This window comes from Streptomyces sp. NBC_01498 (genome assembly GCF_036327775.1).
Taxonomy (GTDB): Bacteria; Actinomycetota; Actinomycetes; order Streptomycetales; family Streptomycetaceae; genus Streptomyces.
Window position 1 is genome coordinate 4,665,297 of record NZ_CP109598.1, and the last position, 20,751, is coordinate 4,686,047.

At 70.9% G+C, this 20,751-nt stretch carries 17 protein-coding genes and 1 other RNA gene; 17 read left to right on the plus strand and 1 reads right to left on the minus strand.

Features of this window, described 5'->3' with window-relative positions:
- The first annotated feature begins 10 nt into the window (after positions 1-10).
- The 14 genes from ftsX (at position 11) to OG875_RS20000 (ending at position 15,922) form a co-directional block, all read left to right on the plus strand.
- A complete protein-coding gene (gene ftsX / locus OG875_RS19935) occupies positions 11-928 on the plus strand; it encodes a permease-like cell division protein FtsX (RefSeq protein ID WP_330175573.1) in 918 nt (305 codons plus the stop codon).
- Between the two features lie 67 nt (positions 929-995).
- On the plus strand, positions 996-2,189 hold the full coding sequence (locus OG875_RS19940) for a S41 family peptidase (protein WP_330175574.1): 1,194 nt from the start codon (positions 996-998) through the stop codon (positions 2,187-2,189).
- Positions 2,190-2,207: 18 nt separating this feature from the next.
- Positions 2,208-2,693, plus strand: coding sequence for an SsrA-binding protein SmpB (gene smpB, locus OG875_RS19945; RefSeq protein ID WP_330175575.1), 486 nt, complete (start codon positions 2,208-2,210; stop codon positions 2,691-2,693).
- A gap of 97 nt (positions 2,694-2,790) precedes the next feature.
- Positions 2,791-3,178: a transfer-messenger RNA gene (gene ssrA / locus OG875_RS19950) on the plus strand.
- Positions 3,179-3,676: 498 nt separating this feature from the next.
- Positions 3,677-4,369 carry a hypothetical protein gene (locus OG875_RS19955; protein WP_330175576.1) on the plus strand — a complete coding sequence of 231 codons (693 nt, stop codon included), beginning with the start codon at positions 3,677-3,679 and terminating at the stop codon, positions 4,367-4,369.
- An 86-nt stretch (positions 4,370-4,455) separates the two neighbouring features.
- Positions 4,456-6,576, plus strand: coding sequence for a glycosyltransferase (locus OG875_RS19960; protein WP_330177824.1), 2,121 nt, complete (start codon positions 4,456-4,458; stop codon positions 6,574-6,576).
- On the plus strand, positions 6,573-8,000 hold the full coding sequence (locus OG875_RS19965) for an acyltransferase family protein (protein ID WP_330175577.1): 1,428 nt from the start codon (positions 6,573-6,575) through the stop codon (positions 7,998-8,000). The genes OG875_RS19960 and OG875_RS19965 overlap by 4 nt, the downstream gene beginning before the upstream one ends.
- A 78-nt stretch (positions 8,001-8,078) precedes the next feature.
- A complete protein-coding gene (locus tag OG875_RS19970; protein ID WP_330175578.1) occupies positions 8,079-8,606 on the plus strand; it encodes a GNAT family N-acetyltransferase in 528 nt (175 codons plus the stop codon).
- 117 nt (positions 8,607-8,723) lie between these two features.
- Complete coding sequence (locus OG875_RS19975; protein ID WP_330175579.1) at positions 8,724-9,326, plus strand: CGNR zinc finger domain-containing protein; 603 nt, start codon at positions 8,724-8,726, stop codon at positions 9,324-9,326.
- A gap of 66 nt (positions 9,327-9,392) precedes the next feature.
- Positions 9,393-10,025: a sigma-70 family RNA polymerase sigma factor gene (locus OG875_RS19980; RefSeq protein ID WP_330175580.1), complete on the plus strand. Its 633-nt coding sequence runs from the start codon at positions 9,393-9,395 to the stop codon at positions 10,023-10,025.
- On the plus strand, positions 10,022-10,924 hold the full coding sequence (locus OG875_RS19985) for an anti-sigma factor family protein (protein WP_330175581.1): 903 nt from the start codon (positions 10,022-10,024) through the stop codon (positions 10,922-10,924). Before OG875_RS19980 ends, OG875_RS19985 begins: the two co-directional genes overlap by 4 nt.
- Positions 10,925-10,985: 61 nt before the next feature.
- Positions 10,986-13,502, plus strand: a complete 2,517-nt coding sequence (locus OG875_RS19990) for a HelD family protein (RefSeq protein WP_443079149.1) — start codon at positions 10,986-10,988, stop codon at positions 13,500-13,502.
- Between the two features lie 435 nt (positions 13,503-13,937).
- Entirely contained in the window at positions 13,938-15,371 is a 1,434-nt protein-coding gene (locus tag OG875_RS19995; RefSeq protein WP_330175582.1) for an NAD-dependent malic enzyme, read from the plus strand.
- A gap of 269 nt (positions 15,372-15,640) precedes the next feature.
- On the plus strand, positions 15,641-15,922 hold the full coding sequence (locus OG875_RS20000; protein WP_003954777.1) for an HU family DNA-binding protein: 282 nt from the start codon (positions 15,641-15,643) through the stop codon (positions 15,920-15,922).
- A gap of 131 nt (positions 15,923-16,053) precedes the next feature.
- Here OG875_RS20000 and murA read toward each other — a convergent pair whose 3' ends face one another.
- A complete protein-coding gene (murA, locus tag OG875_RS20005) occupies positions 16,054-17,394 on the minus strand; it encodes a UDP-N-acetylglucosamine 1-carboxyvinyltransferase (protein ID WP_330175583.1) in 1,341 nt (446 codons plus the stop codon).
- 286 nt (positions 17,395-17,680) lie between these two features.
- On the opposite strand from murA, the gene OG875_RS20010 reads away from it, so the two are divergent.
- The 3 genes from OG875_RS20010 (at position 17,681) to OG875_RS20020 (ending at position 20,598) form a co-directional block, all read left to right on the plus strand.
- Complete coding sequence (locus OG875_RS20010; RefSeq protein WP_330175584.1) at positions 17,681-18,241, plus strand: YqgE/AlgH family protein; 561 nt, start codon at positions 17,681-17,683, stop codon at positions 18,239-18,241.
- Positions 18,242-18,286: 45 nt separating this feature from the next.
- Positions 18,287-18,580 carry a DUF3039 domain-containing protein gene (locus OG875_RS20015; protein WP_330175585.1) on the plus strand — a complete coding sequence of 98 codons (294 nt, stop codon included), beginning with the start codon at positions 18,287-18,289 and terminating at the stop codon, positions 18,578-18,580.
- A 371-nt stretch (positions 18,581-18,951) separates the two neighbouring features.
- Positions 18,952-20,598: a beta-N-acetylhexosaminidase gene (locus tag OG875_RS20020; protein WP_330175586.1), complete on the plus strand. Its 1,647-nt coding sequence runs from the start codon at positions 18,952-18,954 to the stop codon at positions 20,596-20,598.
- Positions 20,599-20,751 lie beyond the last annotated feature (153 nt).

Sequence of the window (20,751 nt, forward strand, 5' to 3'; positions counted from 1 at the left end):
AAAGGACGCCATGCGCGCCCAGTTCGTCCTGTCGGAGATCGGCGTCGGTCTCCGCCGAAATCTGACGATGACGTTCGCCGTCATCATTTCCGTAGCCCTGTCGCTCGCTCTGTTCGGCGGCGCGCTGCTCATGCGCGAGCAGGTCAGCGTGATGAAGGACTTCTGGTACGACAAGGTCAACGTCTCGATCTTCCTCTGCAACAAGGGTGACGCCGAGACCACCGAGAAGTGCGCGAAGGGCCCGGTCACCGCGGACCAGCGCAAGTCCATCGAGGGCGACCTCAAGAAGATGGACATCGTCGAGAGCGTCTTCCACGAGTCGTCCGACGAGGCGTACAAGCACTACCGCGAGCAGTACGGCGAGACCCCCATCGCCGGGATGATCACCCCGGACCAGATGCAGGAGTCGCTGCGGGTCAAGCTCAAGGACCCGGAGAAGTACAAGGTGGTGGCCACCGCCTTCGAGGGCCGGGACGGGGTGCAGTCCGTCGCGGACCAGCGCAACATCCTGGAGAACCTGTTCAACCTGATGCAGGGCATGAACGTCGCCGCACTCGGGGTCATGGCGCTGATGCTGGTCATCGCCCTGATGCTGATCGTGAACACCGTCCGGGTGTCCGCGTTCAGCAGACGGCGGGAGACCGGCATCATGCGGCTGGTGGGCGCGTCGAGCTTCTACATCCAGATGCCGTTCATCATGGAGGCCGCGTTCGCCGGGCTGATCGGCGGGCTCGTCGCCTGTGTCCTTCTCCTCGCCGGGCGTTACTTCCTCATTGACGGCGGGATCGCGCTGGAGGAGAAGATGCAACTGGTCAACTTCATCGGCTGGGACGCCGTGCTGGCGATCCTCCCGCTGGTGCTGGTGATCGGTCTCCTCATGCCGGCCGTTGCCGCTTCGGTCGCGCTGCGCAAGTACCTCAAGGTGTGATGATCGCCCCTGGCGTCGTCTCGCCAAGCCGCGTTGCGGCGCCGGGGGTTGTCCTAGACTCGTCGCCATGCCGGGCCACGAAAATCACCTCAAACCCCACGGGCTCTACCGCGGGGCGGCCCTGACCCTGCTCTTCGCGAGCGTGCTCGCCACGGCCGCGGCCACCGACTCGCTGCCGCGCGCCGAGGAGGAGGCCGCCCGGATAAGCACCCGTTCCGTCGCCTCCACCGCCGACCGGGACGAGGTCGCACGGGCCGCCGCCGAGGCCATGGCCGACGGGAAGTCCGCCACCGAGGCCGCCGAGGACGTCGTCAGCCGCAGCGGTGACCGCTGGGGCGCCGTCTACGACAAGGGTGAGTACGCGGAGTTCGAGCGGGCGCTGGACGGCAAGTACACCGGGGTCGGTCTCTCCGCCAAGCGGCTGGCCGACGGCCGGATCGCGGCGAGCCGGGTGCAGCCCGGCGGGCCCGCCGCCCGCGCCGGGATCCGGGCCGGTGACATCCTCCGTACGATCGACGGCCGGCCGGTGGGCCGCCGACCCGTGACCGAGGTCGTCGCGCTGCTGCGCGGGGACGGTGCGCACGGGGCGACCGGCCGGGCCGGGTACGCCTCCGAGGGCAGCACCGTGGTGCTCGGTCTCACCCGCGGCGCCCGCGAGTGGACCGAGACCCTGCGCCGCGCCAGCCTCAGTACGGACGCCGTCATCCTGCGGACCGACGCCCAGGGCGCGCTCGTGATCAAGGTCGCCGCCTTCACCAAGGGCAGCGGCAAGCAGATCAGGGACGCCGTCCTGGAGGCCCCCCGGGGCGCCGGCGTCCTGCTCGACCTCCGGGGGAACGCGGGCGGGCTGGTCACCGAGGCCGTCCAGGCGGCCTCCGCCTTCCTCGACGGCGGCCTGGTCGCCACGTACGACATACGCGGCGAGCAGCGCGCCCTGTACGCGGACCCGGGCGGCGACACCGAGCGGCCCCTGGTCGCGCTGGTCGACGGCGGCACGATGAGCGCCGCCGAGCTGGTCACCGGCGCCCTCCAGGACCGGGGCCGGGCGATCACGGTCGGTTCGCCCACCTTCGGCAAGGGCTCCGTGCAGATGCCGAGCCGGCTGCCGGACGGTTCCGTGGCCGAGCTGACGGTCGGGCACTACCGCACACCGGCGGGTCACAAGGTGGACGACAAGGGCATCACACCCGATCTGGTGGTGGACGAGCGGGCCCAGGAGCGGGCCCGGACGGTATTGAGTGGCCTCGGGGGCGGGTCGTAGTGCGAAAATGAACGCACTATGGCAAAGGAAAAGAACCCAGGGCGCAAGATGGTCGCGCAGAACAAGAAGGCGCGGCACGACTACCTCATTCTCGACACCTACGAGTGCGGTCTCGTGCTGACCGGTACGGAGGTCAAGTCCCTGCGCCAGGGACGGGCCTCCCTGGCGGACGGCTTCGTCCAGATCGACGACCACGAGGCGTGGCTGCACAACGTGCATGTGCCCGAGTACGCCCAGGGCACCTGGACCAACCACTCGGCACGCCGCAAGCGCAAGCTGCTGATGCACCGGCTGGAGATCGACAAGCTGGAGCAGAAGTCGAACGAGTCCGGTCACACGATCGTGCCGCTGGCCCTCTACTTCAAGGACGGCCGGGCCAAGATCGAGATCGCGCTGGCGAAGGGCAAGAAGGAGTACGACAAGCGCCAGACCCTCCGCGAGAAGCAGGACCGGCGGGAAACGGAGCGGGCGGTCTCGGCCGTACGCCGCCGTCAGCGGGCCTGATCGCCCGGCGGGCGGAATAAGGTGGCCCCGCCCCTCATCGGTCACGTACCATGGGGGAAGTCCCGCACAGCAGGGACGGCGTTTGAAAAATCAACATGGGGATGATCGGTTTCGACAGCGGATGTCGAGGCAGGGGAAGCGAGTCGAGGAAGCGGCAATGATCTCGTTAACCATATGTCGCAAACAATAATCGCCAATTCCAAGCGCGATTCCTCCACCTTCGCTCTCGCTGCTTAATTAGCAGCTAGCGAAGACTCCGTGGAGTGTCAGCCCGGGGCTGTTCCCGACCCGGATCCTGGCATCAACTAGGGAACTAAACCATCGCGTCCGGTCACGGGACACGGTGGGAAATCAAACAGTGACTGGGCCTGTCGGAGGCTTGTCCGTGTGACCTCCGGGGCCGAGTAAAAACGTAGCGGACTGCACTCGGAGAAGCCCTGGTTCCGCACCGTTGGACGCGGGTTCGATTCCCGCCATCTCCACAATTCCCATGTGAGGCGAAGGCCCCGCTGCGATCACGCGGCGGGGCCTTCGCCGTGCCCGGACCGGGAGTTCGGCCGCCGCCGCACCCGGTGATGTCGGACACAGGGCGCCGTCCGGGGAGCCGGTCGTCCTCGGCCACGCGTCCGTCGGCGGCGCCCCGCCGGACCGACACACCCGGGAACAAAGGCAGTTCAGCGCTTCGGGGCCGCCCCGGGCGCAATGAACGGATGGCCGGAATGATTCCCTCAAGATCGACCGTTCGGCAACGAAGTCGTACAGATGCCTATCAACTGCTGAAGCAGGAGCGCGTGTGGGGTCCCCGTGCGCTACATTCCTGTTTCGGGTGCACGTGGTAGGGGGCGTTCGGCTCGGGTGGGGGCTCGGCCGATGGCCGTATTCCGGCCAGATTCATGCATGCACCCAGTGATCTTGTGGGGGATGTGCGTACAACAGTGGACAATTGGCGAGAGAACGCCCAACAGGGGCGTACGCATGAGCCGATGGACGTCACCGTCGAGCTCGACGGCCTGGGACGGCAGCTCTCCGAGCTGCCCGGCCCGGCCGCGGAGACCAGCCGGATATCCGTGGCGCAGACCACGGACAGCTCCGACGGTCCAGTCTTCGTCGACGAGAGCGGCCGGCGGAGCAAGAAGCTCCGGCGGCTCGGCTGGGTGCTGGCCATAGCCAGCGCCTGTTATGCCGTCGCGCTCGTGGCCGCCCTGATCGGCGGCAGTTCCAGCGCGCCCTGGCTCCAGATACCCGGCGTCAGCGACAAGCGCGACGCCGACAAGGTCGAGATACAGCAGCCCCCGTCGGACCGGCCCACCGTCGAGACCACTCCGGGCGCCGGTGACCTCGGCCCCAGCCCCTCGGACTCGGCCTCCGGCAGCCCCTCCTCGACCGGGCCGAGCGCGGACGGCTCCCCGTCACCGGACCCCTCCGAGTCGGCCTCCGGCAAGCCGGACCCCGACCCGAAGCCCGGTGGCGCCGACCCCGATCCGGACCCCGGCGGCGACCCCGATCCCGGCACGGTCGACCCCGGTCCCGGTCCCGGCCCCGGTGAGACCGAGGAGCCGGGGACGACCGACCCCGGCACGGACCCCGGTTCGGGCGAACCCACTCCCCCCGACACACCGACCGACACGCCCGTCGGAGACAGCCAGCAAGTAGTCGCGGAAGGCTCCGAGCAGTAATGACCTCTCCCGGCAGGCGGGCCCCGTCCCACAAGCACGGCCAGCACAAGCAGAAGCAGGGGCGCGTCTCCCGGCGCAGGCTTCCCATGCGCTATCTGCTGCCGTCACTGCTCCTCGTCGCCCTTCTCGCGATGCTGATGCTGCGCGGCTATGTGCACAGCGAGATACTCGCGGACCACCGCGTACGTCCCCCGGACGCCACCGGCCAGGTGCCGGACCGGATACTCAAGGGCGGTCCCGTCATCGACGCGCGCGGCACGACCGCGGCCAAGGCGCTGAAGGTTCCCGACCGCAAACTCGTCCTGACCTTCGACGACGGTCCCGACCCGGAGTGGACGCCCAAGGTCCTCGACAAGCTCAAGAAGTACAACGCGCACGGCGTGTTCTTCGTCACGGGCACGATGGCCTCGCGCCACCCGGATCTGGTGCGGCGGATGGTCGACGAGGGCCACGAGGTGGGCCTGCACACCTTCAACCACCCGGACCTCGCGTACCAGACCAAGTCCCGTATCGACTGGGAGCTGACCCAGAACCAGCTCGCGCTCGCCGGCGCCGCCGGTATCCGCAGCTCGCTGTTCCGGCCCCCGTACTCCTCGTTCTCCGACGCGATGGACGACAAGTCCTGGCCCGTCACCGAGTACATCGGCAGCCTCGGCTACATCACCGTCCTCAACAACACCGACAGTGAGGACTGGAAACGTCCCGGGGTCGACGAGATCATCCGGCGGGCCGCGCCCAAGGGCACCAGTGGCTCCATCGTCCTGATGCACGACTCCGGCGGCGACCGCTCGCAGACCGTCGCCGCGCTCGACACGTTCCTGCCCGAGATGCAGGCCCGGGGCTTCGAGTTCGCCAACCTCACCGAGGCGCTGGGTGCCCCGAGCGCCCACACGCCCGTCTCCGGTGTCGAACTGCTCAAGGGCAAGGCGTTCGTCGGCGCCGTCGCCGTCTCGGAGGGCACCACCGCCGCCCTGGTGGCCGGGCTCGCCGCGATCGGCGTGCTGGTGATCGGGCGGTTCGGGCTGATGCTGGTGCTGTCCTTCGCCCACGCCCGCAAGGTGCGCGGGCGCGACTTCAGCTGGGGCCCGCCGGTCACCGAACCGGTGACGGTGCTCGTGCCCGCGTACAACGAACGCGAGTGCATCGCCAACACCGTCCGCTCACTGATGGAGAGCGACCACCCGATCGAGGTCATCGTCATCGACGACGGCTCGACGGACGGCACCGCGGACATCGTCGAGGCGATGTGGCTGCCGAACGTCCATGTCGTACGGCAGGTCAACGGCGGCAAGCCCGCCGCCCTCAACAACGGCATCGCGCACGCCAGTCACGACATCGTCGTGATGATGGACGGCGACACCGTCTTCGAGCCGGCCACCGTCCGTGAGCTGGTCCAGCCGTTCGGCGACCCGGCCGTCGGCGCGGTCGCGGGCAACGCCAAGGTCGGCAACCGCGACACCCTCATCGGCGCCTGGCAGCACATCGAGTACGTGATGGGCTTCAACCTCGACCGCCGCATGTACGACCTGCTGCGCTGCATGCCCACCATCCCCGGCGCCGTCGGCGCCTTCCGCCGCCAGGCCCTGGAACGGGTCGGCGGGATGAGCGAGGACACCCTCGCCGAGGACACCGACATCACCATGGCCATGCACCGCGACGGCTGGCGGGTCGTGTACGCGGAGCGGGCACGCGCCTGGACCGAGGCGCCGGAGTCCGTGCAGCAGCTGTGGTCCCAGCGCTACCGCTGGAGCTACGGCACCATGCAGGCGATCTGGAAGCACCGCCGCGCCCTGATCGAACGCGGCCCCTCGGGGCGCTTCGGCCGTGTCGGACTCCCGCTGGTCTCGCTGTTCATGGTGCTGTTCCCGCTGCTGGCGCCGCTCATCGACGTGTTCCTGCTGTACGGCCTGGTCTTCGGCCCCACCGGCAACACGATCCTCGCGTGGCTGGGCGTCCTGGCCGTCCAGGCGGTCTGCGCCGCGTACGCCTTCCGGCTCGACGGCGAGCGCATGGTCCATCTGATCTCGCTCCCGCTCCAGCAGGTCCTCTACCGGCAGCTCATGTACGTCGTCCTGCTCCAGTCCTGGATCACCGCCCTCACCGGCGGCCGGCTGCGCTGGCAGAAACTGCGCCGGACCGGCGCGGTGGAGGCGCCGGGCGCCACGACCGCCCGGCGGACCGAGGGCATCCGGAGGCCGGTCGCATGAGCGGCGGCACGATCGACACGGCGGGGCCCGGCGGGAGCGCCGGGGGCGTTCCGCGGGCCAGGCACAAGGCGCAGGGACCGGCGGGCACCCCGGCGGGCGCGGAAGCTGCGGTACGGCCCTCCGGGCGTGACCGCTATCTCGACCTGCTGCGCACCGTCGCCCTGGGCCGGGTGGTGATCTACCACCTCTTCGGGTGGGCCTGGCTGACGATCCTCTTCCCGTCCATGGGCGTGATGTTCGCGCTGGCGGGCTCGCTGATGGCGCGCTCGCTGGGCCGGCCGTCGCTCGGCGTGATCCGGTCCCGGATGCGGCGGCTGCTGCCGCCGATGTGGGCGTTCGCGCTGGTGGTCGTCCCGGTGATGTTCGCGATGGGCTGGAAGCCGGTCAGGGAGGAGGGCCTGTGGTGGTTCCTCAAGCTGGCCAACTACCTCTTCCCGGTGGGGGCCCCGCCGTACCCGTGGGAGAGCGGGGACCCCGGCGGTCTGCTCGACCAGACCTGGGCGGACCAGGCTGCGGGCCCGCTCTGGTACATCCGTGCCTACCTGTGGTTCGTGCTGGCCTCGCCGCTGCTGCTGTGGGCCTTCCGGCGGGTGCCGTGGGCCACGCTGCTGGCGCCGCTCGCGCTGACGGCGGTCATCGGCACCGGACTGGTGGAGATCCCCGGCGAGACCGGTGAGGCGCTCACGGACTTCGCGGTCTACGGCGCCTGCTGGATCCTCGGATTCGCCCACAACGACGGCCTGTTCACCCGGGTACCGCGCTACATCACGATCTCGCTGGCCACGTTCACCATGGCCTTCGGGCTCTGGTGGGCCTCCGGGCATCTCACCGACGAGGGCTGGAACCTGGACGAGATCCCGCTGGCCCAGGCGACCTGGTCGCTGGGGTTCTGCGCGATCCTGCTCCAGTACGCGCCCGCCTGGCGGCAGTTGCCGGGCAGGCTGGCGCGGTACGACTCCACGATCACGCTGGCCAACAACCGTGCCGTGACGATCTACCTCTGGCACAACCTGCTGATCATGGCGACCTTCCCGCTCATCGACCTGCTCTACGAGGTCCCGGGTCTGTCGGACCACAGCGACCTGATCGACCGGGCGTACGACGTGCTGCCGCTGGTGCTGATCTGGCCGCTGCTGGCGGTGGCGATCCTGGCCTTCGGGTGGGTCGAGGACGTCGCGGCGAAGCGGCGGCCGAGGCTCTGGCCCAACGGCTCGAAGGGCTCCGACGGCTCGAAGGACTCCCGGGGCTCCGGGGACTCCCGGGGCGGCGGGGCCCTCAAGGACGCGGACGGGCCCCGGGGCGCGGACGGGCCGGGATTCCCGCAGGACCCGGGGAGCCGCCCTGGGTTCCCGGGGATCGCCGGGAGCCCGGGGACGGGCGGGGACGGCGCCGGGCGGACGGGCGGGCGGCACGGGCGCGTGTGACCAGCGCCGGGTGACCGTCCGTGGATCGGGGCCTTCGCTGAGGTATCGAACCGGAAGGGGGGCGTCTATTTTAATCGGATGGTCAACGACTCCCTTCCGTTCCGGCCCGCGCGAGCGGAAGACGCCGGCCCCCTCGCCGAGGCCCTGCTGCGCAACAGGGACCACATGGGTCCCTGGTCGCCCGACCACCCCGCCGACTTCTTCACCCCGGAGGCGCAGGCCCACCGGCTGGCCGACCCCTCCGCCCTGCGCTGGCACTACCTCGACGGCGACGCCGTGGTGGGCCAGGCGACCCTCTCCACGCTCGTCCTCGGACCGTTCCGCAGCGCCGACATCGGCTACTGGATCGACGCCGCGTACACCCGGCGCGGGCTGGCCACCCGGGCCGTCGAGGAGGTCTGCCGGGCCGCTCTGGAGGATCTGGGCCTGCACCGTGTCGAGGCCAGCACGATGCCGTCCAACACCGGTTCACGGCGGGTCCTGGCCGCCTGCGGATTCGAGCTGATCGGGACGGCGCCGAACTACCTGCACATCGACGGCGCCTGGCGCGACCACGAGCTCTTCCAGCGGATTCTGCACGACGGACCCCCCAACACCGCGCCGTGAGCCGCCCGATTCGCGGAAAGCGGCCGAAGTGAGACGCCTTCCGAGGGGTTTCGTCCGCGTTCCTGGGCATGCACTCTGGAAGAACGCGGCAGGACGGTGCGAGGCGGTGACAGGCACATGACTACGGGCGTGGGCTCGTACGAGTGGCGATTCGACTCCGGGCGCCTGTGCCTGGATCTGGTCGCCACCGGGGAACCGGCCCCGAAGGGGTTCGAGGAGCATCCACGGGCCGACGACGCCGGACTCCTCGGCCGCTGGCTCACCCGCTCCGGCCTGGTGCCACCGGGTACCCCGCTGGCCGCCGTCGACACCGGCTGGGTCCGGCGCTTCGCCGAACTGCGCGACTGCGTCGGCCAGTTGGTGCGCGCCGAGATCGACGGGCGGTACGCGGCGGCGGCGCTGGAGCGCGTCAACGTGATCGCCGCCGGTGCCCCGCCCGGCATCAGGGCCGTACGCGAACCGGGCGGCGCGCTCGTCCGGACACTGTGCGCCGAGCCCGAGTGCGGCGCGCTGCTGGCTGCGGTGGCACGCGACACGGTGGACCTGCTGACCGACCCGGTCGCGCGGGCCGGGCTGCGGCAGTGCGAGGGCGACAGCTGCCGCCGGGTGTATCTGGACACCTCGCGCGGGCGGCGCCGCCGCTGGTGCTCCAGCGAGGTGTGCGGCAACCGGGAACGGGTCGCCCGGCACCGGCGACGGGCGGCGGTCGCCCGCGCCTGAGAAAAACGCGAAGATTTCCGCCTCGCGGTTGAGCAGATCACCGAAGCCGCCCGTAAGAGACCTGTGATGGGAACAACCAGCCATCTCAAGGACTCGACCCGGGAGGTTCAGGTGCGCAAGGATGCGGCCGTGGCCGACGACCGACCTCACCGGGCCAGGCACCGGAGCGAGGCACAGCGCACCAGCACGTCCCCGCCGGACGAGGAGTTGATGCGAGCCCTCTACCGGGAGCACGCCGGACCCCTGCTCGCCTATGTTCTGCGGCTCGTCGCGGGTGACCGCCAGCGGGCCGAGGACGTCGTGCAGGAGACGCTCATCCGTGCCTGGAAGAACGCCGGTCAGCTCAACCGGGCGACCGGCTCTGTCCGACCCTGGCTGGTGACGGTCGCCCGACGCATCGTCATCGACGCTCACCGCAGCCGGCAGGCCCGGCCGCAGGAGGTCGACCCGTCGCCGCTGGAGGTCATGCCCGCGGAGGACGAGATCGACAAGGCGTTGTGGTTGATGACGCTCTCTGATGCCCTCGATGATTTGACCCCCGCCCACCGGGAAGTTCTGGTGGAGACGTACTTCAAGGGACGCACGGTCAACGAGGCCGCCGAGACGCTTGGCATACCCAGTGGCACCGTGCGGTCGCGTGTGTTCTACGCACTGCGTTCCATGAAGCTCGCACTGGAGGAGAGGGGGGTCTCGGCATGACCACGTACGAACAGTCCGGGCAGGACGACGGCACGATCACGCACGACGCGGCGGCGGCGTACGCGCTCGGCATCCTGGACGACGCCGACGCCACCGCCTTCGAGGCGCACCTGGCGGGCTGCCATGTCTGCGCCCTCCATCTGGAGGAGTTCGCGGGGATGGAGCCGATGCTCGCCCTGCTGAAGGACAATCCGGACCCCGTCGGCCAGTCCTCGCCGTTCGGCCGGTCCGACCCGTTCGGCCGCTCCGACCCGTTCGCCGGAGCCGACCCCTTCGGCGGCCCCGCCCCCGCCCCCGTGCCCGCCCCGTTCGGCCGCGGCACCGCCCCGGAGCCCTCCGTCTCCATGCAGCCGAGCCCGCGCCTCCTCGGGCGGCTCGTCGACGAGGTCGCGGAGAAGCGCGCCAAGCGTCGGCGCCGCTCGATGTACCTGGTCGCCGCCGCGGCGGCCCTGGTCATCGGCGGCCCCACCATCGCCGTGGTGACCACCTCCGGCGGTGGCACGAGCAATCAGGCCGCCGACCCGCACCCCACCAGCCCCGCCGAGGACGCCTTCTTCGAGCACATGACGGAGAAGGTCGCCGCCACCGACCCCACGACGAAGGTCAGCGCCACCGTCGGCACCGAGCCCAAGGGCTGGGGCACCCACGCCGTCCTGGAGCTGAAGAACGTCAAGGGCCCGCTGAAGTGCAGCCTCGTCGCCGTCTCCAAGACCGGCGAGGAGGAGGTCGTCACGTCCTGGTCCGTCCCGACGTGGGGCTACGGCCTCCCGGACAGCCCGCACGAGTCGGCCAAGAACCCGCTGTACGTGCACGGCGGCTCGGCCATGAACCGGGACGACATCGACCACTTCGAGGTCCGGACCTTCGACGGCCGGGCTCTGGTGGAGGTCGAGGCCTGACATACCGGCCCCCTTCGCGTACGGTTGACGGCTGCCCAGTGCACGTCAGAAGGGGGCCTCGGTGGCCGCGCAGGATGCCGCTGTTGAATCCGCCGGATCGGTTGTCGATCCCGTACGCGACAAGGGAAACGACGCCATAAGCGACCCCGCCCGCCCGACGGGGAAGGAACCCGCGCACCCCGCGGGGGCCGACACCGTCCGCGACCGTGAGATCGGTGTCGAGCAGCGACACCTCGACCAGGTCTACCGCCGCCTCGAAGAGAAGATCGACGAGGCGGAGTTCCTGATGAACGACGCCGCCAAACGCGGCCAGGTCGGCACCCCCGGCGCGCTCGCCGAGCGCGACGCCCAGGTCTTCCGGGCCGGGGTGCACCTCAACCGGCTCAACAACGAGTTCGAGGACTTCCTCTTCGGCCGCGTCGACCTGCTGCCCGGCAAGGACGGCGAGAAGGGTCCCGACGGCGCGTACACCTCCGTCGAGCCCGCCGACCACGCCGTACGCCCCGACGACACCGCCGACATCGCCGAGACGCTGCACATCGGCCGGATCGGGGTCCTGGACTCCGACTACTCGCCGCTGGTCATCGACTGGCGGGCGCCGGCCGCCGCGCCGTTCTACCGCTCGACGCCCGTCGACCCCGGCCGGGTCGTACGGCGCCGCGTCATCCGCTCCAAGGGCCGCCGGGTCCTCGGAGTGGAGGACGACCTGATGCGCCCCGAGCTGACCGCCTCCCTGAACGGCGAGACCCTCCCCGTCATCGGCGACGGCGCGCTCATGGCCGCCCTCGGCCAGGCCCGCAGCCACACCATGCGGGACATCGTCTCCTCCATCCAGGCCGAACAGGACCTGGTCATCCGGGCACCCGCCGCCTCCGTCACCGAGGTCTCCGGCGGCCCCGGCACCGGCAAGACCGCCGTCGCCCTGCACCGCGCCGCCTACCTGCTCTACCAGGACCGGCGCAGATACGCGGGCGGCATCCTGGTCGTCTCGCCGACCCCGCTGCTCGTCGCGTACACCGAGGGCGTGCTGCCGTCGCTGGGCGAGGAGGGGCAGGTCGCGATCCGCGCCGTCGGGTCACTGGTGGACGGCGCCGAGGCCACCGCGTACGACGAACCGGCCGTGGCCCGCGTCAAGGGCTCGGCCCGCATGCTGAAGGTGCTGCGCAAGGCCGCCCGGGGGGCGCTGGAGGGGGACCGGGCGCCCGCCGGGGGCCGCCGGCGTACCACCGCCGGGCGGCCCGCCGGCCAGCTCACCCTCGGCGGCGACGACGCCGCCGGCGCGTCCGGCACGGCGGCCCCGACCCGGCTGCGGGTCGTCGCGTTCGGCCGCCGGCTGGAACTGGACGCCGACGACCTGCACCGCATCAGACAGTCCGTCCTCGGCGGCACCGCGCCCGTCAATCTGCTGCGCCCGCGCGCCCGGCGACTGCTGCTCGACGCGCTGTGGGCCAGATCGGGCGCCGCCTCGCGGGCCGGGGAGTACTCGGCGCGCGGCGACGCCGAACTCGCCGCCGAGCTGCGCTCCGGCTTCGACGACGACGTGGCGTCCGAGGACAGCTTCACCGAGTTCCTGGACGCGTGGTGGCCCGAGCTGACCGCGCGCGGGGTGCTGGCCGCGATGGCGGACGAACGGCGCCTCGGCCGCTGGGCCCGCCGCGTCCTCAACCCGAACGAGACCAGACGGGTCGCCCGCTCGCTGCGGCGCGCGGGCCCCGACGGCACCGGCCCGCTGTCCGTGCACGACGTGGCGCTCCTGGACGAGCTGGAGCAGCTGCTCGGCGCACCGCCCCGCCCGCGCAGGCGCCGCGAGGTGGACCCGCTGGACCAGCTCACCGGTCTGGAGGAGCTGATGCCGACGCGCGAGGAGACCCAGCGGGAGCGCGCGGAGCGGCTGGCGGCCGAGCGCACCGAGTACGCCCACGTCATCGTGGACGAGGCGCAGGACCTCACGCCGATGCAGTGGCGGATGGTGGGCCGGCGGGGCCGGCACGCCACCTGGACGGTGGTCGGCGACGCCGCCCAGTCGTCCTGGTCGGACCCGGACGAGGCGGCGGAGGCCCGGGACGAGGCCCTGGGCAACCGCCCGCGCCGCCACTTCACCCTCACCGTCAACTACCGCAACCCGGCGGAGATCGCGGCGCTCGCCGCCCGCGTCCTGGCCCTCGCGATGCCCGGCATGGAGTCCCCGGCCGCCGTCCGCTCCACGGGCGTCGAGCCGCGCTTCAGCGCCGTACGGGACGGTGATCTGGCCGGGACCGTACGCGCGGAGGCGGCGCGGCTGCTGGACCGGGTCGACGGCACGATCGGCGTCGTCGTCGCCATGGGCCGCCGGGAGCAGGCGGCGCGCTGGCTGGCCGGGCTCGGCGAACGGGTGGTGGCCCTCGGCAGCCTGGAGGCCAAGGGGCTGGAGTACGACGCCACGGTGGTCGTCTCGCCGGCGGAGATCGCCGACGAGTCGCCGGCCGGACTGCGGGTGCTGTACGTGGCCCTCACCCGGGCGACGCAGCAGCTCACGGTGGTCTCGGCGGACCGCGACGACCCCGACGGGCAGGGGGTTCCCGACCTGCTGAGGGAGTGACCGGGGCGGTGGCCCCGGGCCGGCCCGTGCGCGCGGGAATCCATTTCCGGGGCGGTTTGTTAGCCTGGTGTTGGCACCGGCCCGATCCAAGCCCCCGGGCCCAACCTTCGTCGCTTCGAGCGACCACTTGCCGCGAGGCGAGCATGGCGGGTCGGTGTCACTTTCTTCCTCCGGGCAGCTCCGGGGGCCTCCGGGCTCCGCCGTTGGGTTCTTTTTCTTCTTAGAGTTCACGGACAATCCCCGGCACACGCCTTCACAGGAGCGGGTCCGCGTCACAGACTGACGCGGACCCGCTTCCGTCTCCCGGCCCGCTCTCCCGGTTTCACCCCCGTTACCGCCTACCAGCAGGTAGGTGCGACCATCGGACGGTTCCGCCGGACGCCCGGCGCGAGGCGGGGCGGCAAGTGAAGCCAGGGAAAGCAGAGGAACACGGTCATGGCAACGGCGCCAAGCGTCTCGTACTCGATGACGGTCAGACTGGAGGTGCCCGCGAGCGGTACCGCGGTCTCCCAGCTGACCACGGCCGTGGAATCCTCCGGCGGTTCGGTGACCGGTCTGGACGTCACCGCGTCCGGCCACGAGAAGCTGCGGATCGACGTCACCATCGCCGCCAGCTCCACCAGCCACGCCGACGAGATCGTCGAGGAGCTGCGCGGCATCGAGGGCGTCACCCTCGGGAAGGTCTCCGACCGTACGTTCCTGATGCACCTCGGTGGCAAGATCGAGATGCAGTCCAAGCACCCCATCCGCAACCGTGACGACCTCTCCATGGTCTACACGCCGGGGGTGGCCCGCGTCTGCATGGCGATCGCCGAGAACCCCGAGGACGCCCGCCGGCTGACCATCAAGCGCAACTCCGTCGCGGTCGTCACCGACGGCTCCGCGGTGCTGGGCCTCGGCAACATCGGCCCCATGGCCGCGCTGCCCGTGATGGAGGGCAAGGCGGCCCTCTTCAAGCGCTTCGCCGGGATCGACGCGTGGCCGATCTGTCTCGACACCCAGGACACCGACGAGATCGTCGCGATCGTCAAGGCCATCGCGCCGGGCTTCGCCGGGATCAACCTGGAGGACATCTCCGCGCCCCGCTGCTTCGAGATCGAGGCCCGGCTGCGTGAGGCCCTGGACATCCCGGTCTTCCACGACGACCAGCACGGCACGGCGATCGTGGTGCTCGCCGCGCTGACCAACGCCCTGCGGGTGGTCGGCAAGGCGATCGAGGACGTACGGGTCGTCATGTCGGGCGCCGGTGCCGCCGGTACAGCGATTCTGAAACTTCTTATCGCGGCCGGCGTCAAGCACGCCGTCGTCGCCGACATCCACGGCGTGGTCCACGCGGGCCGCACCGACCTGGTGGCCGCGACCGCCGACTCGCCCCTGCGCTGGATCGCCGACAACACCAACCCGGAGGGCGTCACCGGCACCCTCAAGGAGGCCGTGGTCGACGCGGACGTGTTCATCGGCGTATCGGCCCCGAACGTGCTCGACGGCGGCGACGTCGCGGCCATGGCCGACGGCGCGATCGTCTTCGCGCTGGCCAACCCCGACCCCGAGGTCGACCCGGCAATCGCCCGCGAGACGGCGGCAGTTGTGGCCACCGGGCGCTCCGACTTCCCCAACCAGATCAACAACGTCCTGGTCTTCCCGGGCGTCTTCCGGGGCCTCCTCGACGCCCAGTCACGCACCGTCAACACCGAGATGATGCTGGCCGCCGCGGCGGCCCTCGCGGACGTCGTCACCGGTGACGAACTCAACCCGAACTACATCGTCCCCTCGGTCTTCAACGACAAGGTCGCGGGCGCCGTGGCCGGTGCCGTACGCACCGCCGCCAAGGCCGCCGGGCCCGCTGTGACCGCCGCCACGTCCGTCTGACGCCCGGCGCGTCGCGATTCGCGGCACCGTGACCCCACCTCTAGGGTGACGGACCATGAGCCCGCTGCTCCACGGGGGTTTCAGGGCCCGGATTGGCTTTCCCGCCGCTGGTGGGGGCAGGATGCTTTCCCAGGGACTATGTCCCGGGGATACCCCACTGGGGCGCAGGACCCGAAGGACAGACCCGGTCACGGGGATTGTCGGAGGGGCCTGGCAGCATCGGCTTCGATCTCACGCCTCACACGCAAGAAGAACACGGGAGTAACAAAATGAACCGCAGTGAGCTGGTGGCCGCCCTGGCCGACCGTGCCGAGGTGACTCGTAAGGACGCCGACGCCGTGCTGGCCGCCCTCGCCGAGACGGTCGGCGAGATCGTCGCCAAGGGTGACGAGAAGGTCACCATCCCCGGCTTCCTGACCTTCGAGCGCACCCACCGGGCCGCTCGCACCGCTCGTAACCCGCAGACCGGCGACCCGATCCAGATCCCGGCCGGTTACAGCGTGAAGGTCTCCGCGGGCTCCAAGCTCAAGGAAGCCGCCAAGGGCAAGTAACCCCTGGGCAGAGCGAAGGGCGGTCACCCCCCGGTCGGGGTGACCGCCCTTTCGTCTGTCCGCGCTGTCCGCCCTGTCCGTCCGGGTGGGTGGGTGGGCGGGAACGGGCGCCGACGGCCGCACACCCGCCGTCAGACGAGCGAGCGGCCCGGCAGCTCCACCTTCGCGCCCAGCTCGACCAGCTTCTCCATGAAGTTCTCGTAACCGCGGTTGATCAGGTCGATGCCGTGCACCCGTGAGGTGCCCTGCGCCGCCAGCGCCGCGATCAGGTACGAGAAGCCGCCCCGCAGGTCCGGGATGACCAGGTCGGCGCCCTGGAGCTTCGTGGGGCCGGACACGACCGCCGAGTGCAGGAAGTTGCGCTGGCCGAAGCGGCAGTCCGAGCCGCCCAGGCACTCCCGGTACAGCTGGATGTGCGCGCCCATCTGGTTGAGCGCCGAGGTGAAGCCCAGCCGCGACTCGTACACCGTCTCGTGGACGATGGACAGCCCCGCCGCCTGCGTCAGCGCCACCACCAGCGGCTGCTGCCAGTCGGTCTGGAAACCGGGGTGTACGTCGGTCTCCAGGGCGATCGCGTTCAGCGGGCCGCCCGGGTGCCAGAAGCGGATGCCCTCGTCGTCGATCTCGAACGCCCCGCCCACCTTGCGGAAGGTGTTCAGGAAGGTCATCATCGACCGCTGCTGCGCCCCGCGCACGTAGATGTTGCCCTCGGTCGCCAGCGCCGCCGACGCCCAGGAGGCGGCCTCCAGCCGGTCCGGCAGGGCGCGGTGGTTGTAGCCGCCGAGCGTGTCGACCCCGGTGATCCGGATCGTCCGGTCGGTGTCCATCGAGATGATCGCGCCCATCTTCTGGAGCACGCAGATCAGGTCCTCGATCTCCGGCTCCACGGCGGCGTTCGACAACTCGGTGACCCCGTCGGCCAGTACGGCCGTCAGCAGCACCTGCTCCGTCGAGCCGACCGAGGGGTACGGCAGCCGGATCTTCGTGCCGCGCAGCCGCTGCGGGGCCTCCAGGTACTGCCCGTCCGCCCGCTTCTCGATCGTCGCGCCGAACTGGCGCAGCACCTCGAAGTGGAAGTCGATGGGCCGGCCGCCGATGTCGCAGCCGCCGAGACCCGGGATGAACGCGTGACCGAGGCGGTGCAGCAGCGGGCCGCAGAACAGGATCGGGATACGGGACGAACCCGCGTGGGCGTCGATGTCGGCGACGTTGGCGCTCTCGACGTGCGAGGGGTCGAGGATCAGCTCGCCCGGCTCCTCGCCGGGGCGCACGGTCACCCCGTGCAGCTGGAGCAGCCCCCTGACGACCCGTACGTCACGGATGTCGGGCACGTTGCGCAGTCTGCTGGGCCCGCTGCCGAGGAGCGCGGCGACCATGGCCTTCGGCACCAGGTTCTTCGCGCCGCGGACGCGGATCTCGCCCTCCAGCGGGGTTCCGCCGTGGACAAGCATTACATCGTCTGTGCCGGTCATGAATCTCGCGTTCCGGGAGTCGTCGGACAGGGGGCCAAAGCAAAAGAGTAAGGGGCTCGCACCCCTGTGCCGTAAGGCAACGGCCGTGCTGGAGCGGCGAAATCGTCGGCGGAGCACGTTCTGTCGGGTGCCCGTCGCGGTGAGTGACCCTCTCTCTCCGCGCCCGGTTCCGTCCGCCGTCCGGCGTGTCCCTGCGCTCCCCGTGCCGCCGTGCGCCTGAGCTGCGATCACGCGCACTCTCCCCGGCGGGCCCCGCGGCGGCCGATTGTGCGGGACCATGTCAGGCATGACCGAGGTGTCCTCGCTCACAGGGCGGCTGCTCGTCGCGACTCCGGCCCTGGCGGATCCGAATTTCGACCGTGCGGTGGTGCTCCTGCTCGACCACGACGAGGAGGGGTCCCTCGGCGTGGTCCTCAACCGGCCCACACCCGTGGACGTCGGGGACATCCTGGCGTCCTGGGGCGGCCTCGCCGGGGACCCCGGCGTGGTCTTCCAGGGCGGCCCGGTCTCCCTCGACTCGGCCCTCGGGCTCGCCGTCATCCCCGGCGACGAGGGGCCGCTCGGCTGGCGGCGGGTGCACGGCGCGATCGGTCTGGTCGACCTGGAGACGCCGCCCGAACTGCTCGCGCGGGCCCTCGGTTCCCTGCGGATCTTCGCCGGGTACGCGGGGTGGGGACCGGGCCAGTTGGAGGGCGAACTCGCCGAGGGCGCCTGGTACGTGGTGGAGTCCGAGCCCGGTGACGTGTCGTCGCCGCGCCCCGAGAGTCTGTGGCGGGCGGTGCTGCGCCGGCAGCGCAGTGAACTCGCCATGGTGGCCACGTACCCGGACGACCCGTCGCTCAACTGACACGCGGCGCTCGGGACGGCGCGGGCGTGGGTACCCTTGACGCTTATGAGCACTCTTGAGCCCGAGCGCGGGGCAGGTACGGGCACCCTCGTGGAGCCGACACCCAAGGTGTCGCACGGCGACGGCGACCACGAGCGCTTCGCCCATTACGTCCAGAAGGACAAGATCATGGCGAGTGCCCTCGACGGCACTCCGGTGGTGGCCCTGTGCGGGAAGGTCTGGGTGCCGGGGCGTGACCCCAAGAAGTACCCGGTCTGTCCGATGTGCAAGGAGATCTACGAGTCCATGGGTCCGGGCGGGGACAAGGACAAGGACAAGGGCGGCAAGGACAAGAAGTAGGGCTGCCGGTCCCGGCCTCTCGCTGAGTCCGGGTCCTGCGTACGGTCCGGCCCGGTTTCCCGCACGGTCCCGGTCCGGCCCGTCCTGTCGGTGGCTGCCGACGCCCGCCGGCGGTTGCCGGTGGGCGTCGGCAACGGCCCCGGAGCGCGCACGCGCGCTCCGGGGCCGTTCGCGTGCGCGGGGGTGTGAGCGGGTAGGAGGGGGAGTGCGCGAACGGTCGGGCCGTACGCCGGTGCCCGCGCAGGGCCCGAAGACCGACTGGTCGAGACCACTTGTCCCAATCTCCGGGCCCGGCCTAGGGTCCTCCAGGACACTTTGCGACCCAATTGACTCCGGCATATGCCAGCCGAACGAGGACGAGGACTCACGTGATGGACCTGATCCCGGCGCCCGCCAGTGTCGAAGGCCCGCAGAGCGGTGGCTTCGTCCCCGACTCGGCCACCACCCTCTGGGCGGCCCCCGGGACGGAGGGCACCGAGCGCTGGCTGCGCGCCACCCTCGGGGCCGCCCTCGGGCTGCCGCTCGCCCCCGGCCCGGCCGGCGGCAGCAACGCCGTGTCGCTGCGGATCGACGAGTCGATGCCCCCCGAGGCGTACCGGCTGGACATCACCGCCGAGTGGGGCGCCGAGATCCAGGGCGGCAGCGCGGCCGGGGTCTTCTGGGGCGCCCAGACGCTCCGTCAGCTCCTCGGCCCCAAGGCGTTCCGCCGGGCGCCGGTCTCCCCGGGCGTACGGCAGGAGATCCCCCGTCAGGTCATCGAGGACCGGCCCCGGTTCGGCTGGCGCGGCGTCATGCTCGACGTGTCGCGGCACTTCATGCCCAAGGACGGCGTGCTCCGCCTTCTCGACCTGATGGCCGCGCACAAGCTCAACGTCTTCCACTTCCATCTCACCGACGACCAGGGCTGGCGCGTCCAGATCAAGCGCTACCCGAAGCTGACCGAGATCGGCGCGTGGCGGGCCCGGACCAAGTACGGCCACCGGTTCTCCGACCTCTGGGACGAGAAGCCGCACGGCGGTTACTACACCCAGGACGACATCCGCGAGATCGTCGCGTACGCCGCCGAGCGGCACATCTCCGTCGTCCCCGAGATCGACATCCCGGGCCACTCGCAGGCCGCCATCGCCGCCCACCCCGAACTCGGCAACACCGACGTCGTCGACACCTCGGCGCTGGAGGTCTGGGACACCTGGGGCGTCAACCCCAACGTGCTCGCCCCCACCGACACCACCCTGCGCTTCTTCGAGGGCGTCTTCGAGGAACTGCTGGACCTGTTCCCCGCCGCCACCTCGCCGTTCATCCACATCGGCGGCGACGAGTGCCCCAAGGACCAGTGGAAGCGGTCGCCCGCCGTCCAGCAGCGCATCCGTGACCTCGGCCTGGCCGACGAGGACGAACTCCAGTCGTGGTTCGTCCGGCACTTCGACAACTGGCTCTCCGCGCGCGGCCGCCGGCTCATCGGCTGGGACGAGATCCTGGAGGGCGGACTGGCGCCCGGCGCGGCCGTCTCGTCCTGGCGCGGGTACGCGGGCGGCATCGCCGCCGCCCAGGCCGGGCACGACGTCGTCATGTGCCCCGAGCAGCAGGTGTATCTGGACCACCGTCAGGCGGCGGGTCCCGACGAGCCGATGCCGATCGGCTACGTCCGCACCCTGGAGGACGTCTACCGCTTCGAGCCCGTGCCGCCGCAGCTGGCCGGCGCCGACGCCGCCCATGTGCTGGGCACCCAGGCCAATGTGTGGACCGAGGTGATGCAGGACCGCTCCCGCGTCGACTACCAGCTCTTCCCGAGACTCGCCGCGTTCGCCGAGGTCGCCTGGTCCGCACTGCCCGCGTCCCCGGACCGTGACTACGCCGATTTCGAACGCCGAATGACCGCGCACTACAAGCGCCTTGACGCCCTGGGGGTCGAATACCGGCCGCCCGGCGGCCCGTTGCCCTGGCAGAAGCGGCCGGGCCCCCACGGCGATTCGGCCATTCTCGGCCGGCCCATCGAGGGGGCGCCCCCGAACATGTGAGCCCCCGCCCGGGGTTGCCCGTACGAATAAGTCCCATCACACATGGCGAAAGGTGTCATTCCGCATCTGTCGGTGAAGAGACATGAAAGCGGACCTTCCTCCCGTTCGGGGTCGGATGTGCGCTTCATGGACCCTCGGACCGGCAGGCGCGGA